Genomic DNA, 22859 nt, shown 5'->3' on the forward strand with positions numbered 1-22859 from the left:
GACGATGAATTCTTAAGGTGAGACGTCCGGCTCACTTCGACAGCACGCGTCCGGACGCGTTCGACGACCATCGGGTTGGAGCACGCGCGCGTCGCCGGACAGCGGCGAAGCGCGCGTGGCTGCATCAGTTGAAATCGTTCTCGAGGAACGGCGTGCGCTTCACGGCCTGATCGAGGGTCAACAGCGTTTCGAGCAGATCGGCCATGCGATGCAATGGCACGGCATTGGGACCGTCCGACTTCGCTTCAGCCGGATTCGGATGGGTTTCCATGAACAGACCCGCGATGCCCGTCGCGACGGCGGCACGCGCCAGCACCGGGACGAACTCGCGCTGGCCGCCCGAACTCGTGCCCTGCCCGCCCGGCAACTGCACCGAGTGGGTCGCGTCGAACACGACGGGGGCGCCTGTTTCACGCATGATCGCGAGCGAGCGCATGTCGGACACGAGGTTGTTATAGCCAAACGACACGCCGCGCTCGCACGCCATGAAGCGGTCTTCCGACAGACCCGCTTCACGCGCAGCATCACGCGCCTTGTCGATCACGTTCTTCATGTCGTGCGGCGCGAGGAACTGGCCTTTCTTGATGTTGACGGGCTTGCCCGAACGCGCGCACGCGTGGATGAAGTCCGTCTGGCGGCACAGGAACGCAGGCGTCTGCAGCACGTCGACCACGGATGCCACCTGCTCGATCTCGTGTTCGCTGTGCACGTCCGTCAGAACGGGCAAGCCGAGTTGACGCTTCACTTCGGACAGAATGCGCAAACCCTCATCCATTCCCAAGCCACGAAACGACTTGCCGCTGCTGCGATTGGCCTTGTCGTAAGAAGACTTGTAGATGAACGGAATCTTCAGCTTCGCGCAGATTTCCTTCAGCTTGCCGGCCGTGTCGATCGTCATCTGTTCAGATTCGACGACGCAGGTGCCAGCGATCAGGAAAAACGGCTTGTCGAGGCCGATTTCGAAATCGCCCAGTTTCATACTTTCTCCTCGACGCTCGCTTCGCGATGGGCGCGCGCCGCTTCGACGAATGCCTTGAAGAGCGGGTGTCCGTCGCGCGGCGTCGACGTGAATTCGGGGTGGAACTGAACGCCGACGAACCACGGGTGCATCGAGCGCGGCAGCTCCATCATTTCCGGCAGATCTTCGCTCGGAGTACGGGCGCTGATGATAAGGCCGCCCGCTTCGAGCTGGGGCACGAAGCGGTTATTGACTTCATAACGGTGACGGTGACGCTCGTTCACATCCTTGCCGTAAATCTCTTCGGCCATCGTGCCCGGCTTGATCGGGCAACGCTGCGAACCGAGGCGCATCGTGCCGCCCAGATCGGATTCTTCCGTACGCTTCTCAACCTTACCGTCGCGGTCGTACCACTCGGTAATCAACGCGACCACGCGATTCGGCGTTTCCGGGTCGAATTCCGTGCTGTTCGCATCCTTGAGGCCGACCACGTCGCGCGCGAATTCGATCACGGCCAGCTGCATGCCGAGGCAGATACCGAGATACGGCACCTTCGCTTCGCGTGCATAGCGGATCGCCTTCATCTTGCCTTCCGTGCCGCGACGGCCGAAACCGCCTGGCACCAGCACGGCATCCAGATGCTTGAGGCTGTCGACGCCGCTTTCTTCCACCTCTTCGGAGTCGATGTATTCGATGTTGACCTTGGTCGACGTGTGGATCGACGCATGGCGCAGCGCTTCGATCAGCGACTTGTACGACTCCGTCAGTTCGACGTACTTGCCGACCATGCCGACCGTGACTTCGCTCTTCGGGTGTTCGAGCTTCTCGACGAGGCCCGACCACATCGACAGATCCGCCGGCTTGGCCGTCAGCTTCAGCTCGTCGCAGATCAGTTCGTCGAGGCCCTGGTCGTGCAGCATCTGCGGAATCTTGTAGATGCTGTCGACGTCCCACACCGAGATCACGGCGTCTTCCGGCACGTTCGAGAACATCGAGATCTTCGCGCGCTCGTCGTCGGGAATACGGCGGTCGGCGCGGCACAGCAGCACGTTCGGATAGATACCGATTTCGCGCAGCTTCTGCACGCTGTGCTGCGTCGGCTTGGTCTTCAGTTCGCCCGCGGTGGCGATGAACGGCACCAGCGTCAGGTGCACGAAGCACGCGCTGTTACGGCCCATGCGCAGGCTCATCTGACGCGCGGCCTCGAGGAACGGCAGCGATTCGATGTCACCGACCGTGCCACCCACTTCGACGATGGCGACGTCCGGCTCGCCGCACGTCGCGGATGCCGCGCCGCGTTCGACGAATGCCTGGATTTCGTTCGTGATGTGCGGAATAACCTGCACCGTCTTGCCTAGATAATCGCCGCGGCGTTCCTTGCGGATCACCGATTCGTAAATCTGGCCCGTGGTGAAGTTGTTGGCCTTGCGCATCTTCGTGCTGATGAAGCGCTCATAGTGGCCAAGGTCGAGGTCGGTCTCCGCGCCGTCTTCCGTCACGAACACTTCGCCGTGTTGAAACGGGCTCATCGTGCCGGGGTCGACGTTGATGTAGGGGTCTAGCTTGAGGAGGGTGACTTTCAGACCGCGCGATTCGAGGATCGCGGCGAGGGAAGCGGCGGCAATACCCTTGCCGAGGGAAGAAACTACGCCGCCGGTGACGAAAACATATTTGGTCATCGCTGGATGCTCGCGGGAAAAACGGATTATACCCGAACGTGTGCATCCAGCCCATACCTGGGGCGGCTCGTTCGCGACGATCGAGCATTCTTTTTGAGCATCCACGGGGTCGCTTTTCGCGTGAATGCCCGATGGATTTCGGTTCGCGCGTTTCGTGCCTTGAGTGCGCCGCGGGTTTGTTGCGGGTTTATGTCGCAGCGCAGCCCGGCGTTTCATTTATCCGCGAACGCGGATGCCGTCGCGGGCGAAAATCATTCGAGCCCGCGCAGTATTCTCTGCACGGCGCGTGCCGTTTCGATGGGCCGCTCCATTGGATACAGGTGGCTTCCTTCCATCCACTCGAAATGCTCGCCCGCGATGCGCCGGGTCGCGTGCAGTCCCGCCTGCCGCACCTCCCGCGACCGCGTCCCGGCGACGAAGCCGACGGGCACGGGCGCGCCGCGCGCCAGCCGGCCGCCGAACGTATGCGGCAAAGTCTTGTAGATCCGGTACTCGGTCTGCCGGTCGAAAGCGAGTTCCCGCGTGCCGTCGGCGCCCGCTTGCGGAATGCCGAAATCGACGTAGTCGGACAGAACCCGCTCGTCCCAGCGCGCGAACGCGGGCTTCGAATGGAAGTGGCGCCACGCCTCGTCGCGGCTGCCCCAGCGCGTTCGCCGAGTGCGCGTCGCCGCCGCGGGCGACAGCCGCTCGTCCAGCCCCGTCCATTGCGACACGCGCAGCATGTTGCTGCGCCAGCCCGCGATGACGGGCGAATCGAGCATCACCACGCCGCGCACCCATTGCGGCTTCCTCAGCGCCGCCATCAGTGAAAGATAACCGCCGAGCGAATGCCCGACGAGCCAGACAGGGTTCTCGTAAGCACGCCCGATGTCATCCAGCAACTCCTCGACCAGATGCGGCCAGTCGCGCGTCACGGGATAGCGCGCGTCATGGCCGATCCGCTCGATGAAACGCATGTCGTAGTCGTCAGAGAGTTCGGCGAAGAACGTCCGATACGTGGACGCCGGAAATCCGTTTGCATGCGAGAAATGGATGATGTTCTTCAAGCGCTATGGTCTCCGTTCTGATTTGTTCTCGATCGCGCCGGGCCCTTTGTTACGGGTCCATCCAGTACCGGCGATGCGTCTGCCGATAACGCTCCAGCGACAGCGTCGCACCTGCCTCGATGCGCGCGGCGCCGTCTTCGTCGCTGCGCGAAAGCTCGATGCCACGCGCCCGATACCGTTCGTAGACGCCCGCGTACGGATGATGAAACCGGTTGCGATAGCCTATCGTACGCAAGAAGCTCTAGAGTGCGCTAACTATTTGATTTTTAACGAACAGTCTCGCGCCGGTCAGCACTGAGATTGTCACGGTTTTCAGCGGGTTTATGCTGTGTTCGAAGGCTTGTGGACACAATATGGGCACAATGCTTATTGGTGTTGGCTCCCCTCGACCCATTTCACAAACCCCTGTATCGAGATCAGCACTGCTCCATCCGATGTGCGGCGAAATTCCTTGCCCTCAATCCATTTTCCTTCCTCGATCTTGCGCCGGATTGCTTTGGCGCTGAGACCCGTCATGGTCGACGCGAGTGCGACGGTGACGTATTCCGCGCTCGTCACACGGATGGCTTTCGCAAAAGCTGGTCTAAGCGGTGGGGATTCAGGCATCTCCACACGCAAGCTAGCTGGACACAAATCCGCTACCCATCGCTCGGCACGGCCCCGCCACTCGGCGTATCCTTCGATCGCCCTGCCGTCGCTTGCCAGGCGTCGATCGAGTTCGGCTAGATAACGTCGCATAGATTCGGCACGGTTCCAACTCTCGGCTTCGAAGACGAACTCTTCATAGTCGACCTGTTCGTCCCAAAGGCGTCGCCGCTCTTCCTGCTTCTTCTTTTCGAGCGAAGCACTACGCGCCCGCTTCTTTGGCTCACGCTTACGCAACTCCCGCGCGCTGATCTGTTGCCGCTGGGATCGAGCCGGCAGAGGTGGTGCGCTCACGACCGCCAGCCCTCTTCGTAGGTGAGACCAGTACGCTGGTGGCGGAAGTGGGACGTTCAGTTCCTGACACGCCCATTTGATAGTTTGCCTCGACAATCCATACTTCGCCCCTACTTCGAACATCGGCATACGCCAGACTTCGTCGTATAGTGTTTCGCGATCGATGTCTTCTCGATTTTTCATAGTAGCCCTCCGGTAGGACGCCCACCCACCGAGTCTTTGCATGCGAACACCAAAATCTCTACCGCAAGATCTGACTCCGAAACTGATTCCGCTCGACGCGTGGGCGAAGCTGGTATTCGGTGACTATGCTCCGCATCGCAACACACTTTACAACTGGCGTCAGTACGGCTGGATCGTGCCGGCGCCAATCAAGATCGGGCGTCGATATTTTGTCGAGCCGAACGCGGTATATGCAGATACGGATGGAGAAATGGCCCGACGCCTAGGAGGCGACATTCGATGAGCGAGACGTTTCTTACTGAAGAAGAAGTTGGCGAACTGACAGGCATCCTGACGGGGCGCCGCGGGAAGAGACGCGAGGAGCTGCAAGCCGAATGGTTGCGTTCCGTGGGAATCCCATTTTGGGTGAATGCTCGCGGTCGGCCGATCATCCCGCGTACTGCAATCGAAGGTAGGCCCACTACTGCTGAACCACCGAAGAAGAAGTGGGTGCCAAAGGCCCTACGCGAGCAATCCGAGGACTGATTTGATGAAGACTGTATTTTTTCTCATGGCCCAGTACGACGCGAGAGTGGTCATCCCGATCGAAGAAGTCTGTCGCGACTACTTCCCGACCCTGCAGGTCGACAAACTGCTCCGGAAGTGCGCGGCCGGCGAAATTCCATTGCCGATCATGCGAATGGAAAAGTCACAAAAGGCGATGAGGGGCGTGCACTTGGTTGATCTCGCCATATATCTCGACGAGCAACTCCAAGCTGGGAAGAATGAATGGGAGCAGTTCAAAGCAGGACGACTACCCTGACTGGCCCATACACTATGGCCGCCACCGGCGAAAGCCGGCTTGAGTCTGTCGCATGTTTGGTGCGGCAGCCGCCCACTGAGGGCGTAGAAACGGAAAACCGCCCGAAGGCGGTCTACGATAGGCGTCACGCTTCTAACGGCGGGAAGTCCGCATCATACTGATCGAAGGCCGCTCTCATACGCTTACGATGCTCCGGGTTGTCGAGGGCCTTCACGATCTCGCGCGCCAGCAAATGTAGTGACGAGGTAGGCATAACAACGGTGACCGATGGGTTGACCTGCGTCGCCGATCCATCTTGCAACCCAAACGTAATTCTTGAGACGAACGTGCCAATCCCCAATTGAGTCATGGCATCGAAATACATCATCGGCATCTGCTGAACCTGGTGATCATTCCCCGACAGCGTATTGCGAGATGCCGAAGAGCTCGGCTTCAACTTCGTAGGGCGTTGCATAAAGTGCCTCTGGACTAAGGTCTTCGCTTTCAATAGCGAGTTGGGAATACGGAACGAAACGCACCGATAATGCACAGTCGAATGCGTGAGCAAGTTTCACCAAGGTATCAAGTGAATGCTTGCCGTACTCTGGGTCTTCAAAACGATGGATTCCCGTTTGAGTCGTACCGATCGCCTCACCCAATTCCTTCTGGGTCATATGACGACCCTCTCTATTCGCTCGTATCTGCCAAGCGAGCCCCTCCTCAATGGAGGCGTCCGCGTACGCCTCCCGAAATTCGCGGTCTGTCCATTCCGGACGTTCCTGAAGCGCCTGTTTCGGGGTATTTCTGTGCGGGGTCGGTTCCGGCTTCGTTTCCAGTAGAACCAAAGCATAGGCGGGCACGACTGGCGAAGTCATTGTCACATACTGACTTTCGGCTCGAACCTTCGGTTTGATAATTGTTTGGGTAGTAGACATCGTCCTTCTCAAAGCCCGTTAAGGTCATCACGAACGCTGCTTTTTGATCATGGAAATGACCGAACACGCGATGTTGCATCCTATTTTCGTCGCTGAATCGTATCACATATATGTGATCGCCAACATTGCTCGCGGGAAGGGGTTTGCTCCAATTTTGCTTGGGCTGATGTTTCAATTGGTCACGCGATCGGGAAAAGCGGCCTCGCGCGCCAGCTGAAAGCGTGTTGTGCCATTCGTCGATTACGTCGTCCCCTCGATGGTCCTTAAAACAGTGCCAATTCCAAGGCGGCCCCTTGACCACGGCGGGCGCCCCCGGAGTGTTTGCGGCGTGTGAGGGTTTTTTCAGTCTTTTCTGTTTATCTCGTTTACTCATTCACGGATCTACGCCCCGTTCAGGTATGTTTGACCGCATTATTGTTGCCAAGGTGAAATATTACCTTGCCTCGGCATGTTTAACCTGACAACCGCTTGAACGGTTGGATTGGGCGCAACTGGATCTAACATCCCATGTCGGCACGACTTGATGCTTGGTTCCGAATATACTGTATAAAAATACAGCATTGACCATGCCGCGCAGATCCTTCTCCGACTTCGAAACGCCCACGACAGCCGAGTTGCGTCGACTCTGGCGCAAGCACGACGATCCGGCCATACGTCGCCTCATGCTTGAGATCGAGCGGATGCGGCGCGTCTTCATCGAGATTGGGCTTACCGCGTAGTTGTGGAACGGTGCTGGAAAGAGGAGACGAGCGCGCAACTGGTCGCGCTGGAGAAGTTGCGGATGATTATGGAGACGGAGAGATCGAGGCTCGGAATCCAGCGGTCAGAGATACCCGTCGCGCCAGATGGATCGGATGACAGAAACGGCGGCCCAGCCCAGGATTGAAAATGTCCCCTTTGGTGGTCATAATGCCCGTCTCTCAGGTTCTGGTGTAGGCCCTCGGATGTGCCAGAACCCTTGCCGGCCGGACGCTGTGGCGTCCGGCTCTTTTTCTGGCGCCAATGCCTGTCCTTCACTTGTCGTTACGATGCGCGCTGAGCGCGTCTATCAGTTCCCGCGCAAACTCCACTTCTCTTTTGAGCGACGCTGCAGTGCCATCCGGGGGAACCTGCGCCATTGCTTCGAGCACATGACCAAGTGCCATTCCAGCGCGGTCGAGGCCGCTCCATAGCGCCTTCATCTGACGGCTCATAGCCTCAACCGCATAAGTCTCCATCTGCCTGATTTCGCGCAGAACCTCTGCCGCAGAGTCGATATGCGGATTCTTCGCCAGGCGCAGAAGCATCTCCGCATTGACGGAGATGCCCGCCGCGTCCGCTGCCTGCTCTATTTCAGCGTGCAGATTCTTTGGCAGGCGCAGAGAAGTTTTAACGGTGAGGTCGGGTGTCGGCATGCGCCGAATTCTAAGTGCCGAAAATAGGGTGCGCTACTGCCACCGCTTTAAGCATTGATTTGACATTGTTTACCCCGTCTTTTCATTTCATTACGGCATCATATCTGGTATCAAAATGATGCCATCGATCACGACGAGGCGGAGAGCTGGCAGCAATGGAACGGAACAAGGACGCGGTCGACGCTGCGCACGAAGCGTTGAAGACGGTTGGCACCGCGGTTGACACAATTAACACCAAGGCGACTCAACTGGAAGCCCTCATGGTATCGCTGATGCACGCCAGCAGATCGGCGGATCTACCGATTCAGCACTTCGAGTTAGCGTTGTGGCTGGCGTGCGACGTCGCGGGCGACATCAAATCCGCCGCACGGCGTTTGGGTTAGACTTCGCGCTCTCGCACACGAGGAAGACATGGATTACGCATCACAATTCCAACGAGACGGCTTTCTGGTCCTTCCGGGGTTCTTCGCCAAAGATCACATCGACGCGGTCGTATCGTCGATTAACCGGACGATCGAGGCGCAGCCAAAGCACATCGTCGTCGACATGCTAGAGACCGGCGCGCGGACGCGCCTCTCGTCGCTCACCGCCGAGCAGGTGCGCAACGGTCGCATGAAGGTGAACGACCTGTATCTGACGATGGACGACGTGCGTGAACTCGCGATCGAAGAACGGCTCGCTGGCGTGCTCAACGCATGCATGGGCGCACCCGTGGCGCTGTGCAATAGCCTCTACTTCGAGAAAGGCAGCGCACAGCCGCCGCATGTCGACGCAATCTATATGACACCCAAAACTCCCGGTCATTTGCTTGCATCGTGGGTCGCGCTCGAGGACGTTCATGCTGACGCTGGGCCGCTTGAATACTTCCCGGGCAGCCACCTGATACCGCAATGGAAATTCAGCGACGGCAGCTATCACTTCATCCCGGAAGAGATGAATCAGTGGCATGCGTACATGGATGAGCAAGTCGCTCAACGCGGCCTCGAAAAGACGTCGTTTGCCGCGCGCAAAGGCGACGTCTTTATATGGCACGCGCATCTGCTTCACGGTGGCGGGCCGATCAATGACGCTAACCGGACGCGCAAGTCGCTGGTGTTCCACTACTTCACGCGCGACGACAGCCGAAAGAGCCGCCCCAAGCAGGAAGGCCCCGCCTACTGGATTGACCGTCCCGCACAGGAAGTGCCTGGCGAACTGCCGCGGACGTTGCGCGGCGTTCTGAGGCAGGTGAAGCGCGCGATCAGTTGATCAACTGCCCGACGGATACGGTGGTTTGACCGGAAGCGCGGTCACTACCGTGCCGACCGGCGCACTGATGATCGCTCTCAGCGCCGCACGATAGGAAACCCAATCGGCAGGAATCGCGATGCCGTGCTCGACGCATCGGAGAACGGTGATGTCCGATGCCGGGAAAGCCGCCAGAGCTTGCTGTTTATATTCGCCAAGATGTGCCGCCGCTTCCGCAGCTGGAGCCGCCGCCTGAAGCTGCTCCATCGTCGGTTGCGGCACGTCACCATAGTCCCAGAAGCTGATGAACTGGTTGCCGTCATCGTCTTGACCGACTTGCCAGTTCGTCAGAAACAAAGCGTCCGGATACAGGTACTGAATGATTTGCGGGATATTCATCGTTTTCCTCAAATGACACGAGCTGCGCGGATCGTCGAGTTGGCCGTACAACTTCCACCAGTGAAAGCCAACGTGCCGACAAGATAGACAGGCGTGTTCGCGGCCACCGAAACACGAAGCGTTGGTGTCGGAGCATGATTGGCTCCCGGACTGCTTAAGGCGCCCTGTATCACATAGTTAGAGCCCACTGCTCCGAGTGTCCCCGAAACCGTGCTAATTCCGGCAATGATTGAATTGAAACTCGTCACTGACACTGGCAGATACTGAATAGCGCCGGAAACATCCCAGACGCCCGGGGTGAGCGTCAAACTAACCGCATTGAATGAAGACGCGTTCGGCACTGAAGTGCCGCTAGCGTTGGCAGTCAGTAGCTCCCCTACACTGCCAACAGCCGCTGCGGCACCGGTCGTATTGCCGACAATGTTCGGTTGGTTCAACGTCGGAGCTGTTCCGAATACCAACTTGCCAGTTCCGGTTTCGTCACTGATGACGCCCGCCAACTGCGCCGAAGTAGTGGCTGCGAATTGCGATAGATCAGTACCGGTAGCGGCAGCACCAAGCGCCGAGCGCGCCGCAGCAGCCGTCGCTCCACCAGTTCCGCCTTGCCCGACGCTCAACGCCGTTGTCAGACCTGACAGCGACGTGATATCGCTGTTCGCGCCGCTCGCAGCAGCTCCAAGGCTGGTGCGCGCGCCGGCGGCCGTCGATGCATTCGTGCCACCGTTTATCACCGGAATAAGAGAAGCACCAAGGAGCGCAGAGAGCGCGGCCGCCTGTGTTGCTTGGCCTGTCCCGCCCTGGCTGATGGACAGCGCGGCTGTCAGCCCTGAAAGGGAAGTGATGTCACTGTTCGCACCACTTTTCGCCGCAGAGATGTTGCTCCGCGCGGTCGCCGCGTTGGATACGTCCGACAGATTCGACGCCATGGCCAGAGCACCGATCGCGTTCGCTGCGGCCGCTCCTGCGGATGCGTGCCCGGTGCCTCCATTAGCGACAGGAAGCGTGACGCCCGCAAGATCAGCCGTTACGAGTTGCCGATACGACGGCGGCACAGCGGCGCCTGATGCTGGCCCCGACAGAACCAGATTTGCGTTTTGCGGGCCGGTAAGAGCCGCGATCTGTGGCGCAGCCGTGGGAATGAACCGTCCGAGTTGAAGCTCAAGCGCGGACGATTCATCGGCCTGGATGACTAACGAGAAGTTGTTCATACCGGTAGCGGGGTGTCGATGATGCGGAAGAAATCCGCGAGGCTCACGTACTGGTTGGCGCTGGGGTCACGCGCCGCAGCGTCGATGCGTGCTTTGCCGACCGGCCAATTACTCGTGTCGCCAGCTGAGAGCTGTAGCGTCCCGGTCGTCTGATCGATCCAGGTAGGCGTAAGGGTGGAGATGAGCGTGACGCCTGTAGCATCGTGAATCTGCGCGGTCACAGACCAGTTAGTCATGTCGACGGGCGCACCTTCAAGTTGGAACTGTCCGACGACCTGAAACGTGGAACCCTGAACGAATTGCCACATGTCAGGCTCCGATTCCGGTGTATTCGAGAATGCAAGACGCGTAGTACGGCGGTTTGTTTTCGATGGCCGCCCCACTACCGGTGTTTTGCGTCGAAATTCCCGTTACGGCGCCGTTGATGCCAATGTTGGACGCTGCACCTTGGATGCTGATGCCGGTCGCTGACGTCGAGGTAAATGATTTCAGGTCGTAAGATTGACCAGTCCCACCGACGAGGTTCACGACCGTCCCATTCGTAAGGAAGGCATTCAAATCTTGCGGTCGGTGAGAGTGACCAGGATCGTTGACCCCGTGTCCGTGGCCCGGGTCGGAGATCGAATGCGCATGACCCGGATCGTTGATTCCGTGGTTGTGCGCCGGCAAATTTGCGATCGCCAGCGTATTCGTGCTGTTACCGCCAGTCGCTCCGGGCGCATAGAGGTTACCAGCGCCAACGATGAAGCGATCGCGGCAGTCAGAAGTGCCATTCGTGCCATCGGCAAGCTGCCACCCGGCACCCCAGACAGAAGCGATATTCGCCACCGCGCCATGCCACATGCGTTGCTCACCGACCTTGTATGCGAGAGCGCGTGCCTGCGCTCCGGTGATCGCGTCCGTGCTCGTGCTCGTCGTCGAGCCGGCACCGAGGTTGGTGAGCTTCTTGCCGCCCATGTTGACGTCTGAGGTCGGTGCTAATCCGACTCCAGTCGCAATCTGCTTGATGAATGCGCCAAGCGCCTGAAGATAGCCGTTAGCGTTCGGACCGACCGTCTCTGAGCCCTGCGGCGAGTTGTTGTTCGGATTTACATCGAGGTCGTTGATGCTGCTCGGGATCGGCATGTGATCACCCAATAAAAAAGCCACCCGAAGGTGGCTTGTGCTGGACTGGATTCGTTTAACCGCGGTTGTCGGTCGGCACGCGAGGGTCCGCCTGCATACGTCCGCGGAAATAGCTGGCAATGCCGAGAGGCGCCGCCATGGTGGTCATCACTGCCGCTTCTGCGCCGAGCATCCCAGGCAAGTAAGTCAGCACCGACGCATCGACATGAAGAAACATCACCCCGACGTATGCAATCGTCACGGTCAGGCCTGCTGAGATACCGAGAAGACCGAAACAGAAACCGATGAATGGTCGCCAGCTGTAGGTTGGCCAGTGGTCCGATTTCGCTTCGACCTGCATCGTCTGATTCACGACTGCTGTGTTCGAAACATCAGCAGCAATCTCAGCCTTTTGAAGATCAGCCGCCACCTCTGCCAGATGCGCCTGCTGATCCAGCACAGCTTTCTGAAATTGCATCGAAAGATTCGGATCGGCCTGAATCGCGGCGAGCGCCGCATCAGGTGCGGACTGACCTGTGACCGCCTTCGCGATGCCAACGACCTTGCCTGCAACGTCTTCAGCCTTCGAGCCGCCAAGCCATCCGGCAATCATCGGCGCGAATTGAGCCAGCGCCATGGCGATAGGAATCAGCGGCATTTACGCGGCTCCTTTCCAGAGATTGTTCGCGACGCGGTCCGCCCAGCCTTTGCCGAAGTCGAGCCACGTTTTCAGAGATGTGAAGTACTTCAGGCGTAGCGAGTTCCAGCGAAGCATGAACCGCAATGGGTCGGTGGCCTGCACCGCTGCGATCGTGTTGGGTCCGATCAGACCGTCGACCTTCGCACCCGCGGCGCCCTGCATCCAGATCACGGGATGGCCGCCGTTGTAGTTCGCGTCGAAGATCTGGAACGCGACGCGCAGGTCAAATGCGTCGAGAGAAAGCGGATCCCAGTAGAGCTTCTTCGCGATTTCCTTCGCGGTATCTCGAGGAAGGTCCTTCATCGGGCCGGCATACCCATACGCCCGAGCAACGCGCGCAGTGACGCCCCACATCGTCTCGCCACCAGGATCTTTCGGGTTATTCGAATAGCCGCCCTCGTTGCCGATCAAGGCATCAAAAGCATCGTCAAAGCTGCTCACGTTCCCTCCGGATGATCTTGTCGCGGACAAGCACGTATGCCTGCAGTCCGATGTAGACGATCGTTGCGGCGGCGACATACCAGTTGATGTCGTGGCTTGTGAACCAGAGCCAGTAGTTGGCGCCCACAGGCGGTGCTACTTTCGCGGCACTCGCTACGAGATCGTTCATTTCAGTTCCCCGGAATAAAAAAAGCCGCTCGATGGCGGCCTGGTCTGATTCGGATACAATCCCCAAAGTCATTTGGGGTCTGCTCATGTACGAACAGATTGTTCATCTTTGGTTGATCAAACTCGTCATCGTGTCGGTGGCCGGATTACTGTGGGGTATTTATGAAGCCGCCAAGAAGCCCGTTGACAACGGCTGGACGCCCATAGTTAAGGAGCCCCTTTACGATCGGGCCTGGAAGCGCCTGACCGGCCGGCACGGCAGCACGAGCGTCGAGGTACGGGAGTAGCGCCTGAGGGTCGAGCAGGTAACTGCCCAAACGCTGCTGCAGCCTGTTCCCCACTGCCTGCCCTAACCTGTTGGCGGTGCCATAGACGCCCAGCGCGGCAATCGGGTGGCCGGCAAGAGCCGTCGCCGCCGAAGCCGCCGCTTTTCCCATCCCCGTTGCACCCTCAAATCCTGGCCCGTACAGATTGCGTGCGAGCCACCCTTGCGAAGAGAGGTTGTATGCGGTGTCGCTTCCCGAACCAGACCGCAGAGAGTTTGAGATCGTCGAGCGTTGGAGATCGCGTCCGATGTTTTCAAGCGACTGCTGCGCGGCCGGATCAATCCCGAATTCCTGCGAGCGCAGCGCCTGCCCAAGTGCCGTTGCATAGCCGGGAGCCGTCACCAGCGGCGTGCCGGACGTATTGAGCGCCTTGTTCAGGCCACCAAGCCTTTCGGCCATCTGCTGCGCGGCTTCCATCGTGTTGACCGGAGGCGAGTTCGCGGCATACGCCTGGCGTGCGTGCGCGTAGTCCGTCGACGTGTTGTCGAGCCAGCCCAGAAAATCCTTTTGCGCTGTGTTGATGGCGGTCCGCTCGGAAGGGCCAAGGCGCGTGTTCTCGCGCGCGCTGTTCTGCAGGTCATCCATCCCAAGCTTCAGGTAATGAAGGACATCACCTGAGATTTGCGCCGGTTGCCCCTGCGTCGCCGGTCGAGTGAGAATCTGTTGAAAGAGCGGCTGACCGTTGAACCCGACGCCACCGGTCGGCACGTTCGCATGCTGCGCGGCTTGTGCCTGAACCGCCGGCACCAACCCTTGATTGCCTTCATTGCGCGCAATCGTGATCCCGCGCGCGAGCGCATCCTGCATCGCGGGCCGTTCCATCAGGTCGGTCAGATCGGCATCGACCGGGTACGTCTGGGCACGCGCAGCCTGATAAGCCGGTCCAGCCGCTGCCTCGCGCGCCGCTATCGCTGCGTCGAGATCCGCAGGCGTGCGCGCAATTTGGTTCAGCGCATCCCAGCGCGCCTGATTGTTGGCGTTCTCCCTCGCCGTCAGCGCAATCTTGAAATCCGGATTGTCGTTTGCCGCGGCCTTCTCTGTCGCAACGAGGACCGGGCTCGGCGCGGCCTGCGCGGTCGTAGGCGCGCTCCCCTGAACGAACGTCGGCGCTGTGCGGATGTTCGCCGCGGCGGCACCCGCATCCTGCGGGTTTAGTGCGCCAGCCAGCCCTTCGCCAACGAACTTGCCGGGCTGAATAACCGGCTTGATCGCATTCCAAAGGTTCGAGCCCAGCGCGCGCGTACCGGCGAACGCCGCCGGCAGCGTCGCGCCGAGCCCGGCGCCGAGCCCGGCTTGCGTGAGTTTTTGCTGCGCATACGACTGGTCGGAGTTACCAGTGGTCGGCATCATCAAAGCGCCCGCCGCGCCTTGCGCCGCACCGAGTCCAATTTTTGCTGGCAACGACGCCGCCGCAAACTCCGGGCCGATCAACATCGTCGGCACAGTCCCCAGCGCATTACCTGCCAGGCGTCCCCAATCGATACCCGGATCCGGTTTTTGCCCAGTGATCAGGCCGCTAAGATTCTGCGGTTGCCGTGCCATGCGCGCCTGCTCGTACGCCGCATTCTGCTGGTCGATCGTCTGCTGCATCTCCGGCAACGCTGCACGTGCATCCTTCGCGAACTGCGAGTTTGGTGCGACGCGATCGGCAACCCATGACAGGCCATGTACGATGCCCTGCGTCGTACCTTTCGCTACATCACCAACGCCGGTCAGGAAACCGCCGAGCGGAGCGGGTTGCCCGTCAGGTGCGGCAGCAACGACAGGTGCCGATGCCGCAGGCTGGGGCGCGCCCCCACCGAGCCATGCGTCCACTGGATCCTCCGACGCCTTCGACGGCGCATTCATGCTCGTGCCGAGCCAATCATCGACAGCCGTCATTGCACCCACCCATTCTGGAGAGCCATCGCGGTCTTCGCGCGCAGCGCCGCCGCGTCGGGCTGTTGCTTGAGGAACGCCTGACGATCAGCCGGTGCCATCTGCTGCATCTGATAGATGCGCGGGTCGTAGTTCTGCCGCCACGTGTTTTCGAATTTGTTGAAGCCCGCAGGATTGTTGCCGTTCTGCGCCAGCCACTGATCCGCCGCGTTCGTCTTCGCCTGCAGCGCGAGTTCCTGTGCCTTCAACTTCGGAATCACTTCGACCATGGCCTTGTTCATCATGTCGGGCGTCGGCGTGCCCTTCAGCACCGTTGCGAGCTGCGCATCCGTGCCCGTTCCGCCAAGCGCCTTCTGATACTGCTGCGCGAGATTCGACATGTACTTTTGCAGGATCTGAGCATTGGCAGTGTCGTTGCCGCCAAGCTGCATCCCCGACGGCAGATAACCATTCAGCGCCGCGATGCGATCCATACGCTCACTCCAGCCCGGCCCGAACTTCGTCGTGCCCTGCGCTAGCGCCATCATGTTGTCGAGCGTGTTGATGCGATCGCCGGACGTCGAAGCGAGGCTGCGGAGGTTGCTGTACGACGCGGCATTATCCTTCGCCATGGTCGTTGCGCCCTCGGTGTAGCCAGGAGGTGCAGCTGCTGCCATGGGCCCGCCCTGTTGGCTCGTCACAGGCGCGGCGCTCTGAGACTGTGCGCCCCCGCCATTCATCGCGGTCAGAAGCGAGACCTTGCCGAGATAATTACGCGTCTCTTGCGGAAGCGTCTCGAACTGGCCGCCGCCCTTCATCCATGAATCTGTCGCACCGGGACCCATGTTGTACGCGACTGACGCGAGCGTAGGATTTCCGTAGCGCTGAAGCATTGCGTTGTAATAGTCGCGGCCCACGCGATCCAGCTCACCGCGCGAGGTGTTCGCCGCTGGCTGCACGCCGAACCCCGGATTCACCTGGGTGTTCGGCATCACCTGCCAGGCACCCTGCGCACCTTTGGGCGATAGCGCATTCGGATTGCCGTTGCTTTCGGTCTGCACGATCGCGCGCTGATCGGGCGTCGTTGCACCAGCCACTCCGCCGCCGGCGGCCGCGGCGATATTCGTCGTGGGCTGATACTCCATCTGGCCGGTCGCGGGATTCCAGACCTCCTTCAGATTGAAACCTGCGGGACCGGAGGCCTGCGCGCGCGACTGCGCCGCCGTAACGCCAGCCGCGCCCGCCATCGGCGCGACACCAGCGAAATTGCCCTGGCCGTCCATCACCGGCACCGCGCCCTTCGGAACGTCCGGATTCCATGTGCGCGTGCCATCCGGAGAGATCGTCCAACCGCCGGGGCGCCCTTCCGTCGGCGCGATGTATCCTGCTTTCTTGATGACGCCATTGAGCGCGGCAGTGTATTCCGGCGAGCCCGGCTTGTAGCCAGCGGCAATAAGCTGCTTCTGGATGTCAGTCGGCGCATATTGCGCCATCGCGTTTTCGAGAAGCTTTGCCGGATCTTTGAGCAGACCGAGACCGATCAAGCCATCGGGCAGGTTGCCGAAGATGGGATCGGGCGCGCGGTCGGTGGCAGCGGTCTGTATCGGCTGTTGTGCCGCTGCGGGACTCCCAACAGGTGCCGACATTGGACCGCCCGGGGCGCCTACCGGGAATGACTGCACGCCCGGACCGGAACCGCCAGAAACGGCTGACACGCCGCCTGCATCCGTTACCCCAAGCGCCATCGGCGGAGCCGACACAGCAGCGGGCTGCTGCGCGCCGTTGGCACGATCCAGATAGTGCTTGGCCGCGTTGAAGAACAGTTGGTTGTTCTGCAACTGGTATCCGAGTTGCTGAAGCTGTGCATTCTGCAACTGCTGCTGCATCTGCAACTGCTTCGACTGCTGATATTGCTGAAGGCCGTCCAGGCCACCTTGACCGACTGCCGCGAGCCCTGAGTTCAGCCCGCGATTGCGCGCCAGAATGCCCAAGCCAGCGGCAAGCAGACCGTCTGCGGCAGGCTGTGCCTGCGGCGTTTGCGCCCACTGCGTGAAATTGTCTAGGAGACCCATGTTTAACCTTGATTGAAGCCCGACGGGTTCGACTGAGCAGCCCTGATGATTTGCTGAAGCAGTGAATCAGCGCTGCCGCTGCTGAGCGTATATGGAAGCGTGATCGCAGACTGGGGGACGAAACTGACATTGCCGGCGCGATACGGCGCGCGCGCACCGTTCTGCGGCTGCCAGCCAGTGTTCTGGCGCTGCTGCCCGTTCTGTTGTTGCTGCTGTAGCTGCTGCTGGCCTTGACTGAGCAGGTTCTGCAGCATGCTGCCGTATCCGCCCATCGACGCGCCGCCGATATTCGACAGTCCCGCCGTCTCACCGGACAGGCCTCCGCCGAGCGCGCCGCTCGATGTGCCAGTCATGCCGCCGCCCGGCAGCAGCCCGCTAAATAGACCCGTCGGCGACGAACCGAGCGCGCCGCCAAGATCTCCACCCATTGCTGTACCGAGACCGGAGCCACCCGCCGACACGGTGCCCGTCAAGCCAGCATCGCCGAACGCTGCGGGGCCGCCAAGGAATCCGCTAAAGCCACCCGCGCCAGCACCGCCAAGGCCGCCCGCACCCGCGCCAGCTGCATCCGCCCCGCCAATGCCGAACAGGCTCGACAGGCCGCCCCCGCCCGCCGCACCACCGATACCGGCATCTGCTGCACCAAGACCTGCAGCGCCCGCGCCAGCGCCTCCTGCCGCACCACCAGCACCGCCCCCTCCAGCAGCACCGAGCGCGCCGCCAAGCGCACCGCCAGTGAATGCCGAGCCGACAGCGAGCCCGATCGCGTCGCCGGGCTTCGCCGCGCTGAGATTGCCGATGTTGTTCACGATCGGGATCTGACGCAGCGGATTGACCTGCTGGTCAAACTTGTTGAGGGGCTGCGCGATCGGCTGCAGCACCTGATTCGTGGCCTTCGGGAGATCCTTCGATGTCCAGTCGGCCCACTTGCCGCCCGTGATCCACGACAAGGGATCGGTCCATTTCTGGATCGGCTCCGCGATCTTGCCGACGGGCGAGTCCTGATTGTCGGTGCTGAGTGCGCCGCCAAATGCTGAAGACATGGCGCCCCCTTAGCCGAAGGCTTTCAGGAGACCGCCGCCGAGCGCGAGACCGCCGCCGAGCAGATTGCCCCAGCCGGAGCCGCCGCTTTGCGTCGAAGTCGTGACGCCCTGCGAGCCATTGCCGAGCGCACCCTGCAGCGCGCTTTGCAACACGCCAAGCTGCTGATATGGCGAATAGGCCTGGTTGTACCACTGCTGATATTGGCCGCTGAGCTGGTTCTGGTCGGTCTGCTGCTGCGTCTGGCCCGCGCCGAGCTGCTGCTGATAGCCGTAGTAATTCGCGGCATTGAGCGACGGCGCCAATCCGGCAGCAGCCAGTGCATTGCCCTGCGCGTTCTGGTAGTTCTGGCTGTTCAGCGCGTTCTGCGCCTGCGTCGCATTCAGATTGTTCGACTGATTCGCGAGATTCGTTTGCGTGTTGAGCGCCGCCTGCTGCCCTGCTGCCTGTTGCGTGTTCGCGTAGGCATTGCCGCGAAGTTGCGACTCGACGTTCGTCAGATCATTCCCGAGATTCGTGTTTTGCTGGTCCTGATACTGCTGCATCGCCGAGCCGCCAAACGCGCCAGCATTGCGGAACTGCGCCATGGTCTGAGCCGCGGTGCCGTTCTTGTACTGGTTCGTCAGGTCCGTCTGCGCCTTGCTCACCTGCGCGTCGAGATATGGGTTCTGCATTGTCGCGTATGGATTCTGCGACGCCTGCACGTTCTGTCCGATGTACTGATTCGACGTTTGATAAGGTGTACTTGCGTTACTCACTGCTCCCTGCACCGCAGAATTTGCGGCGTTCAGCGTCGGATTCTGTTGTCCAGCCTGATTGTTGATGCCGCTGATCGCTGACTGCTGACCGTCAGTCAGACCGGCGACGAGCTGGCCGCCATATTGCGGCATTTGCTGCTGCGAAAGGTCCGAGCCGCGCTGAAGGATCTGCTGCGCATAAGGCTGCGCATATCCCGGAAGCGCTTGAGTTTGTGTGGTGCTACCACTGCCGCCGCCACCGCTCATGATTTGAGTTTCCTTTGAAAGACAGTTTCGCGAACGGAGAAGCCATACTTCGGCGCGGTCTTAGACCAGCCGCGCCGCGTTGTGCCAAAAGTGATCGTTGATGCGTTTATGCTTCGCGCGATGTTGTCGAGTTCGTCGCTGAACTCGGCCATCACGTCGACATCGGATCGCGCGTGAAGAAGCCAGATATGCAGACGCGTACCGTCGAAATCGTTGATCTGCCTGAGCACGACGAAGCCCACTTCCTCATCGTCGATAACGACGAGATAGAGCGTTGCGCCGCCCTGACGCAGCGTGCAGTACACGTCCTCGACGATCCATCCATCGGGCGATTCGATTGCCGCCATGCCTTCGCGCAGACGCGGCCACACCGCGCTGATCTGCATCGGCGCAATTTGTTTGAGTGCTCGCATTGATCAGTTACCGGTAAGAGAGCGACACGCTACCCACGTGCCGGGCGTTCCTGCGGCCGTGCAAAGCCAGCCAGTGATGACGTATTTCGAGCCCGCGGTACCGAGTTCTGACGGCGCGCTGTTGCGAATGAAGTCGCCCTGCTGATATGTGCCCGCAGTCGGCGGCGCAGTGCTGGCATTCGTCGCTGCTGCGACATGGCCTTCGCTCAGGTTGTTGAGCTGGTCGATGACGTTTCCGAAGATCTGCTTAACCTTGAACACCAGATCCGCGCCGAACTTGTCGCTGCTCGGCGCGGAGGGAAGTTGTGGTTTCTGGACTCTCATGCCTGACCATCCGGGACCAGTTTCGGCGTGAAGCCGAGCAGCTCGCAGTCGCCCTGGAATGTCATGAGCGCGCGGTGATAGCGGTCGGACACGTCAACATCGAACTTGCCATCAGCGTAGGTCGTGCTCACGCCGGGCGTGAACGTGCCGCCGAGTGTGTCGCGATGCTGTGTGCTCATCGATGCGGACGCGGGATCCTGCGCGCAGCGCAGCCGAACGTACTGCAGCAGCGAATACATCTCGTCGTCGCCGAAATCGCCAGTCGTGAGTGAAGACTGCGTGGCGGAGCCCGTAAGCGTCTGGATCGTATGCGTGGTGTCGATGATCGACGGCTGGAGTGCGACGCTGGTCCAGAAAGGCGAATCCCACGGCACCTGCGGCATGTCCGACCAGTGGTTTGCGAGCGTGCCTAGACCGGTCCATGTGATCTGTCCGTTAATGAAGTCGACGGCGCACTCGATCGCGCGATCAGCCTTGCCCCAGCGATTCGTCTTGTAGTTGTAGACGACGGCACTGTCGATCGCCCCCGTGCTCTGGTTGCTGACGTAATACCAGTAGACGAGGCTGTTCGCCCGGTCGTGAACGCTGCGCACGAGCTGCTTGAACTGCGGGTTCTGATTGCGGAAGAACCAGTTCTTTACCTGATCACCGATCGGCTGCGGGCGGGTGCCATCGAAGATGTAGAAGTTGTCGTTGCCGAGGAACAGATGCGCGGTGCCGATCGATACGACCGCTTCCTGACACGGCGTGCCGATCTGGTTCGAGATCACATTGAACGCCCAGATGATCGGCGGACCCTGATAGGTGCCGTAATACATCGACGTCTCTTTGTAGACAACGATGTCCGGTCCGAGCGCGCGGCCGGCGCGAATGTCACCCGGCGTGTCGATGATGCGGCCGTTTGCGGATTGCGTCGCCTGACTCGGTGTCCAGATCGTCTGATCGAACAGGCCGCTGTTCCACCAGCCATCAGGGCGCGCGCCGTTGATCGGATCGGTTGTGTTGAACAGGAACACGAAGCCAGCCACCACTTCGACAATCGCGGCTTTCGGCGCGCCCGCGATGTCAGCAAATACACCGGTCTGGCTGGACTGGAGCACATCTGCGTTGTTCGTTGCGAGCGTCACATTGCCGAACTGTGCAAAGCGCCACGCGCCGCTGACGGGCGTCGTGTAGGCTCCACTCGCGCGCGTGACGTCGTTCCATGCCCCCGAACCTTCCTCGTAGAGCTTCGTCGTAGTGCCGACGATCAAGCGCTTCGTATTGTCGAGCTTCACGAGCGTCGAGCCGCCGAGCGCCGCAGACGAAAGCGCGGGCATTCCGGCGCTGACCGGCGACGCTGCTGCGCGCATCCCGCGAATCGAAGGGATCAGCGCCGAGCAATCGAGAATGACGCCCGGCGTCGTGGGATCCAGATCGGGCGCGAAGCCGATGAACGATTGACCGTTCGCCATATCAGCTGTTCTTCATCGTGAGCGCCGAGCCCGAGTACTGCCCCGACTGATCGTTGTCTTCGAGATCCTGCAACGCCGTCGTCAGCGCAGCCGTCCAGACAGCAATGCGCTCATCGTTCTTGATGTATGGTTCGGCCTCGAGGAGCGACGCATACAGGTAGATGTCGGGTGCGTCCTCGAGCAGCCAGTTCGATGTGTTCGAAGCGCTAAGCGCCTCGATCTGCTGGTAGTAATGCAGCGTGAACTTCGTCTGGCCGTCGACAGCCGTCAGCAACCAGATGCGATTGCCCGCGATGGTGTATTCATTGCCGAAACCGCGCTCTTCCATCCACTGCTCGGCGGAATCTTCGGAGCGGAAATCCAGCTTCTGATCGCCATATGTCAGGCGGATGGCCTCGTTGTAGTCACCCGGCAGCGTGATGAACTGCTGCGTGGGCGTGACGGTGTACCACGTACGCATCTGACGTACGCGGATCTTCCGGTTCAACCGCGCTTCAGCGAGCGCGATGAAGTCAGGTGCTGCATCGCCGAGGTTGTTACGCTTCAGCCAGCGTGCGACAGACGCCTGCAGGTCCGAGTAGGAGTTGAATGGCATCAGACGCGCCCTTCCCAAACACGGAACGCCGCGAGCGCCGAATCGTTCAGCATGGCCTTCGCATGCGCCGGATTCGACATCCACTCTTCGAACGTGATGCCCTTCTCGTTGCAGTAGCGCTCGACAACGACCATCGGAAAGCGAGCCGCGTGGCGCATTTCCTTGTCGCCGTGGATGCCTTCATTGCGCAACGCGGTCGCATGGTCGACGAGAGGCGTGCAATCCTGAATACGCTCGATCGCGGTCGTGTCGGTGTCGTGCGCGTAGTGAAAGCGCGTGAAGACCCGGCTCATATCAGCTTTCCTCGCAGGGGCTGACCTGAACCGTGCCGGTCGCCGATACCTGAAGTGCTGCGATCGTCGTGGTGCCAGCGACTGCGAGCTTGATGGAATCGCCAGGCTGCACCATCACATCGCCCGCCACTGCCGCTACTCCAGCCGCGCCGAGCTTCACGTAGGCCGCCGCCGTCGCCGATACGCGCACCCACTTCGCCGGCGTGCCGTTGGTCGTCGTGGGAAGCGTCGCGTTCACCGAGGCCGCGCCGGTCGTCAGCGTGATGCCGGTCTTGAAAATCTGCGTTTGCATTCGATGTCCCAATAAAAAAGGGGCGC

At 60.5% G+C, this 22859-nt stretch carries 32 protein-coding genes; 7 read left to right on the plus strand and 25 right to left on the minus strand.

The annotated features are described in order from the left end of the window. Nucleotides 1-124: 124 nt before the first annotated feature. From kdsA to SB822_RS03385, 5 genes are all read right to left on the minus strand, one after another. Nucleotides 125-979, minus strand: a complete 855-nt coding sequence (gene kdsA, locus SB822_RS03365; protein WP_035990648.1) for a 3-deoxy-8-phosphooctulonate synthase — start codon at nt 977-979, stop codon at nt 125-127. Beyond that, the gene (locus SB822_RS03370; protein ID WP_079484974.1) at nt 976-2637 is read right to left on the minus strand and encodes a CTP synthase; all 1662 of its coding nucleotides are present in this window, start codon (nt 2635-2637) and stop codon (nt 976-978) included. Before SB822_RS03370 ends, kdsA begins: the two co-directional genes overlap by 4 nt. A gap of 251 nt (nt 2638-2888) precedes the next feature. Next, nucleotides 2889-3683 carry an alpha/beta fold hydrolase gene (locus SB822_RS03375; RefSeq protein WP_090835867.1) on the minus strand — a complete coding sequence of 265 codons (795 nt, stop codon included), beginning with the start codon at nt 3681-3683 and terminating at the stop codon, nt 2889-2891. Nucleotides 3684-3732: 49 nt separating this feature from the next. Continuing rightward, nucleotides 3733-3918, minus strand: a complete 186-nt coding sequence (locus tag SB822_RS03380) for a hypothetical protein (protein ID WP_410854155.1) — start codon at nt 3916-3918, stop codon at nt 3733-3735. A gap of 131 nt (nt 3919-4049) precedes the next feature. Next, the gene (locus SB822_RS03385) at nt 4050-4805 is read right to left on the minus strand and encodes a hypothetical protein (protein WP_410854089.1); all 756 of its coding nucleotides are present in this window, start codon (nt 4803-4805) and stop codon (nt 4050-4052) included. Nucleotides 4806-4845: 40 nt separating this feature from the next. Between SB822_RS03385 and SB822_RS03390 the strand changes: the two genes are divergently transcribed. From SB822_RS03390 to SB822_RS03400, 3 genes are read left to right on the plus strand one after another with little or no spacing between them, the layout of a single operon-like run. After that, on the plus strand, nt 4846-5088 hold the full coding sequence (locus SB822_RS03390) for an excisionase (protein WP_410854090.1): 243 nt from the start codon (nt 4846-4848) through the stop codon (nt 5086-5088). After that, nucleotides 5085-5330, plus strand: coding sequence for a DUF4224 domain-containing protein (locus SB822_RS03395; protein WP_410854091.1), 246 nt, complete (start codon nt 5085-5087; stop codon nt 5328-5330). The genes SB822_RS03390 and SB822_RS03395 overlap by 4 nt, the downstream gene beginning before the upstream one ends. Before the next feature lie 4 nt (nt 5331-5334). Continuing rightward, nucleotides 5335-5607 (plus strand): pyocin activator PrtN family protein, encoded by a 273-nt coding sequence (locus SB822_RS03400; protein ID WP_410854092.1) that lies wholly within the window; start codon nt 5335-5337, stop codon nt 5605-5607. A gap of 124 nt (nt 5608-5731) precedes the next feature. On the opposite strand, the gene SB822_RS03405 is transcribed toward SB822_RS03400, so the two are convergent. After that, entirely contained in the window at nt 5732-5974 is a 243-nt protein-coding gene (locus SB822_RS03405) for a hypothetical protein (protein WP_410854093.1), read from the minus strand. Nucleotides 5975-5996: 22 nt separating this feature from the next. Further along, nucleotides 5997-6521 (minus strand): helix-turn-helix domain-containing protein, encoded by a 525-nt coding sequence (locus SB822_RS03410; protein ID WP_410854094.1) that lies wholly within the window; start codon nt 6519-6521, stop codon nt 5997-5999. A gap of 49 nt (nt 6522-6570) precedes the next feature. On the opposite strand from SB822_RS03410, the gene SB822_RS03415 reads away from it, so the two are divergent. Continuing rightward, entirely contained in the window at nt 6571-6738 is a 168-nt protein-coding gene (locus SB822_RS03415; protein ID WP_410854095.1) for a hypothetical protein, read from the plus strand. 349 nt (nt 6739-7087) lie between these two features. Beyond that, nucleotides 7088-7240 carry a hypothetical protein gene (locus tag SB822_RS03420; RefSeq protein WP_410854096.1) on the plus strand — a complete coding sequence of 51 codons (153 nt, stop codon included), beginning with the start codon at nt 7088-7090 and terminating at the stop codon, nt 7238-7240. Between the two features lie 294 nt (nt 7241-7534). Here the strand turns inward: SB822_RS03420 and SB822_RS03425 are convergent, their stop codons facing one another. Further along, complete coding sequence (locus tag SB822_RS03425) at nt 7535-7915, minus strand: hypothetical protein (protein ID WP_410854097.1); 381 nt, start codon at nt 7913-7915, stop codon at nt 7535-7537. A 155-nt stretch (nt 7916-8070) separates the two neighbouring features. Between SB822_RS03425 and SB822_RS03430 the strand changes: the two genes are divergently transcribed. Beyond that, nucleotides 8071-8298 (plus strand): hypothetical protein, encoded by a 228-nt coding sequence (locus tag SB822_RS03430; protein ID WP_410854098.1) that lies wholly within the window; start codon nt 8071-8073, stop codon nt 8296-8298. Nucleotides 8299-8326: 28 nt separating this feature from the next. Then, nucleotides 8327-9163 (plus strand): phytanoyl-CoA dioxygenase family protein, encoded by an 837-nt coding sequence (locus SB822_RS03435; protein ID WP_410854099.1) that lies wholly within the window; start codon nt 8327-8329, stop codon nt 9161-9163. Here SB822_RS03435 and SB822_RS03440 read toward each other — a convergent pair whose 3' ends face one another. The 17 genes from SB822_RS03440 to SB822_RS03520 form a co-directional block, all read right to left on the minus strand. Further along, on the minus strand, nt 9164-9541 hold the full coding sequence (locus tag SB822_RS03440) for an XkdW family protein (RefSeq protein WP_410854100.1): 378 nt from the start codon (nt 9539-9541) through the stop codon (nt 9164-9166). 8 nt (nt 9542-9549) lie between these two features. Next, nucleotides 9550-10749, minus strand: a complete 1200-nt coding sequence (locus SB822_RS03445; protein ID WP_410854101.1) for a hypothetical protein — start codon at nt 10747-10749, stop codon at nt 9550-9552. Next, nucleotides 10746-11057: a hypothetical protein gene (locus SB822_RS03450; RefSeq protein ID WP_410854102.1), complete on the minus strand. Its 312-nt coding sequence runs from the start codon at nt 11055-11057 to the stop codon at nt 10746-10748. Before SB822_RS03450 ends, SB822_RS03445 begins: the two co-directional genes overlap by 4 nt. 1 nt (nt 11058) lies before the next feature. Beyond that, entirely contained in the window at nt 11059-11874 is an 816-nt protein-coding gene (locus SB822_RS03455) for a hypothetical protein (RefSeq protein WP_410854103.1), read from the minus strand. A gap of 55 nt (nt 11875-11929) precedes the next feature. Continuing rightward, a complete protein-coding gene (locus tag SB822_RS03460) occupies nt 11930-12511 on the minus strand; it encodes a hypothetical protein (protein WP_410854104.1) in 582 nt (193 codons plus the stop codon). Further along, on the minus strand, nt 12512-12994 hold the full coding sequence (locus tag SB822_RS03465) for a glycoside hydrolase family 108 protein (RefSeq protein WP_410854105.1): 483 nt from the start codon (nt 12992-12994) through the stop codon (nt 12512-12514). It abuts the gene before it with no gap. Then, nucleotides 12981-13163 carry a hypothetical protein gene (locus SB822_RS03470; RefSeq protein ID WP_410854106.1) on the minus strand — a complete coding sequence of 61 codons (183 nt, stop codon included), beginning with the start codon at nt 13161-13163 and terminating at the stop codon, nt 12981-12983. Before SB822_RS03470 ends, SB822_RS03465 begins: the two co-directional genes overlap by 14 nt. A gap of 145 nt (nt 13164-13308) precedes the next feature. Further along, nucleotides 13309-15369 carry a hypothetical protein gene (locus SB822_RS03475; protein WP_410854107.1) on the minus strand — a complete coding sequence of 687 codons (2061 nt, stop codon included), beginning with the start codon at nt 15367-15369 and terminating at the stop codon, nt 13309-13311. Further along, nucleotides 15366-17417 (minus strand): lytic transglycosylase domain-containing protein, encoded by a 2052-nt coding sequence (locus SB822_RS03480; RefSeq protein WP_410854108.1) that lies wholly within the window; start codon nt 17415-17417, stop codon nt 15366-15368. The genes SB822_RS03475 and SB822_RS03480 overlap by 4 nt, the downstream gene beginning before the upstream one ends. 2 nt (nt 17418-17419) lie before the next feature. Next, the gene (locus SB822_RS03485) at nt 17420-18460 is read right to left on the minus strand and encodes a hypothetical protein (RefSeq protein ID WP_410854109.1); all 1041 of its coding nucleotides are present in this window, start codon (nt 18458-18460) and stop codon (nt 17420-17422) included. Between the two features lie 9 nt (nt 18461-18469). Continuing rightward, the gene (locus SB822_RS03490; protein WP_410854110.1) at nt 18470-19462 is read right to left on the minus strand and encodes a hypothetical protein; all 993 of its coding nucleotides are present in this window, start codon (nt 19460-19462) and stop codon (nt 18470-18472) included. Continuing rightward, complete coding sequence (locus SB822_RS03495) at nt 19459-19875, minus strand: hypothetical protein (protein ID WP_410854111.1); 417 nt, start codon at nt 19873-19875, stop codon at nt 19459-19461. Before SB822_RS03495 ends, SB822_RS03490 begins: the two co-directional genes overlap by 4 nt. 3 nt (nt 19876-19878) lie before the next feature. Next, nucleotides 19879-20199 (minus strand): hypothetical protein, encoded by a 321-nt coding sequence (locus SB822_RS03500; RefSeq protein ID WP_410854112.1) that lies wholly within the window; start codon nt 20197-20199, stop codon nt 19879-19881. Beyond that, complete coding sequence (locus tag SB822_RS03505; RefSeq protein WP_410854113.1) at nt 20196-21653, minus strand: hypothetical protein; 1458 nt, start codon at nt 21651-21653, stop codon at nt 20196-20198. Before SB822_RS03505 ends, SB822_RS03500 begins: the two co-directional genes overlap by 4 nt. Nucleotide 21654: 1 nt before the next feature. Next, complete coding sequence (locus SB822_RS03510; RefSeq protein ID WP_410854114.1) at nt 21655-22248, minus strand: hypothetical protein; 594 nt, start codon at nt 22246-22248, stop codon at nt 21655-21657. Next, complete coding sequence (locus tag SB822_RS03515; protein ID WP_410854115.1) at nt 22248-22541, minus strand: hypothetical protein; 294 nt, start codon at nt 22539-22541, stop codon at nt 22248-22250. The genes SB822_RS03510 and SB822_RS03515 overlap by 1 nt, the downstream gene beginning before the upstream one ends. A 1-nt stretch (nt 22542) precedes the next feature. Continuing rightward, nucleotides 22543-22833, minus strand: a complete 291-nt coding sequence (locus tag SB822_RS03520) for a hypothetical protein (protein WP_410854116.1) — start codon at nt 22831-22833, stop codon at nt 22543-22545. Nucleotides 22834-22859: the final 26 nt, after the last annotated feature.

The sequence above is a fragment of the Paraburkholderia sp. SIMBA_054 genome (assembly GCF_046534875.1).
In the GTDB taxonomy this organism is placed as follows: domain Bacteria; phylum Pseudomonadota; class Gammaproteobacteria; order Burkholderiales; family Burkholderiaceae; genus Paraburkholderia; species Paraburkholderia hospita.

Bases quoted from the DNA above. Each gene is read 5' to 3' on its own strand.
- SB822_RS03500 (WP_410854112.1), bottom strand. From the start codon at position 20,199: ATGAGAGTCCAGAAACCACAACTTCCCTCCGCGCCGAGCAGCGACAAG.
- SB822_RS03445 (WP_410854101.1), bottom strand. From the start codon at position 10,749: ATGAACAACTTCTCGTTAGTCATCCAGGCCGATGAATCGTCCGCGCTT.
- SB822_RS03430 (WP_410854098.1), top strand. From the start codon at position 8,071: ATGGAACGGAACAAGGACGCGGTCGACGCTGCGCACGAAGCGTTGAAG.
- SB822_RS03495 (WP_410854111.1), bottom strand. From the start codon at position 19,875: ATGCGAGCACTCAAACAAATTGCGCCGATGCAGATCAGCGCGGTGTGG.
- SB822_RS03470 (WP_410854106.1), bottom strand. From the start codon at position 13,163: ATGAACGATCTCGTAGCGAGTGCCGCGAAAGTAGCACCGCCTGTGGGC.
- SB822_RS03490 (WP_410854110.1), bottom strand. From the start codon at position 19,462: ATGAGCGGTGGCGGCGGCAGTGGTAGCACCACACAAACTCAAGCGCTT.
- SB822_RS03460 (WP_410854104.1), bottom strand. From the start codon at position 12,511: ATGCCGCTGATTCCTATCGCCATGGCGCTGGCTCAATTCGCGCCGATG.
- SB822_RS03390 (WP_410854090.1), top strand. From the start codon at position 4,846: ATGCGAACACCAAAATCTCTACCGCAAGATCTGACTCCGAAACTGATT.
- SB822_RS03435 (WP_410854099.1), top strand. From the start codon at position 8,327: ATGGATTACGCATCACAATTCCAACGAGACGGCTTTCTGGTCCTTCCG.
- SB822_RS03395 (WP_410854091.1), top strand. From the start codon at position 5,085: ATGAGCGAGACGTTTCTTACTGAAGAAGAAGTTGGCGAACTGACAGGC.
- SB822_RS03480 (WP_410854108.1), bottom strand. From the start codon at position 17,417: ATGGGTCTCCTAGACAATTTCACGCAGTGGGCGCAAACGCCGCAGGCA.
- SB822_RS03410 (WP_410854094.1), bottom strand. From the start codon at position 6,521: ATGTCTACTACCCAAACAATTATCAAACCGAAGGTTCGAGCCGAAAGT.
- SB822_RS03385 (WP_410854089.1), bottom strand. From the start codon at position 4,805: ATGAAAAATCGAGAAGACATCGATCGCGAAACACTATACGACGAAGTC.
- SB822_RS03420 (WP_410854096.1), top strand. From the start codon at position 7,088: ATGCCGCGCAGATCCTTCTCCGACTTCGAAACGCCCACGACAGCCGAG.
- SB822_RS03520 (WP_410854116.1), bottom strand. From the start codon at position 22,833: ATGCAAACGCAGATTTTCAAGACCGGCATCACGCTGACGACCGGCGCG.
- SB822_RS03415 (WP_410854095.1), top strand. From the start codon at position 6,571: ATGGAAATGACCGAACACGCGATGTTGCATCCTATTTTCGTCGCTGAA.
- SB822_RS03505 (WP_410854113.1), bottom strand. From the start codon at position 21,653: ATGGCGAACGGTCAATCGTTCATCGGCTTCGCGCCCGATCTGGATCCC.
- SB822_RS03450 (WP_410854102.1), bottom strand. From the start codon at position 11,057: ATGTGGCAATTCGTTCAGGGTTCCACGTTTCAGGTCGTCGGACAGTTC.
- SB822_RS03475 (WP_410854107.1), bottom strand. From the start codon at position 15,369: ATGACGGCTGTCGATGATTGGCTCGGCACGAGCATGAATGCGCCGTCG.
- SB822_RS03400 (WP_410854092.1), top strand. From the start codon at position 5,335: ATGAAGACTGTATTTTTTCTCATGGCCCAGTACGACGCGAGAGTGGTC.
- SB822_RS03515 (WP_410854115.1), bottom strand. From the start codon at position 22,541: ATGAGCCGGGTCTTCACGCGCTTTCACTACGCGCACGACACCGACACG.
- SB822_RS03425 (WP_410854097.1), bottom strand. From the start codon at position 7,915: ATGCCGACACCCGACCTCACCGTTAAAACTTCTCTGCGCCTGCCAAAG.
- SB822_RS03455 (WP_410854103.1), bottom strand. From the start codon at position 11,874: ATGCCGATCCCGAGCAGCATCAACGACCTCGATGTAAATCCGAACAAC.
- SB822_RS03440 (WP_410854100.1), bottom strand. From the start codon at position 9,541: ATGAATATCCCGCAAATCATTCAGTACCTGTATCCGGACGCTTTGTTT.
- SB822_RS03405 (WP_410854093.1), bottom strand. From the start codon at position 5,974: ATGATGTATTTCGATGCCATGACTCAATTGGGGATTGGCACGTTCGTC.
- SB822_RS03510 (WP_410854114.1), bottom strand. From the start codon at position 22,248: ATGCCATTCAACTCCTACTCGGACCTGCAGGCGTCTGTCGCACGCTGG.
- SB822_RS03370 (WP_079484974.1), bottom strand. From the start codon at position 2,637: ATGACCAAATATGTTTTCGTCACCGGCGGCGTAGTTTCTTCCCTCGGC.
- SB822_RS03485 (WP_410854109.1), bottom strand. From the start codon at position 18,460: ATGTCTTCAGCATTTGGCGGCGCACTCAGCACCGACAATCAGGACTCG.
- kdsA (WP_035990648.1), bottom strand. From the start codon at position 979: ATGAAACTGGGCGATTTCGAAATCGGCCTCGACAAGCCGTTTTTCCTG.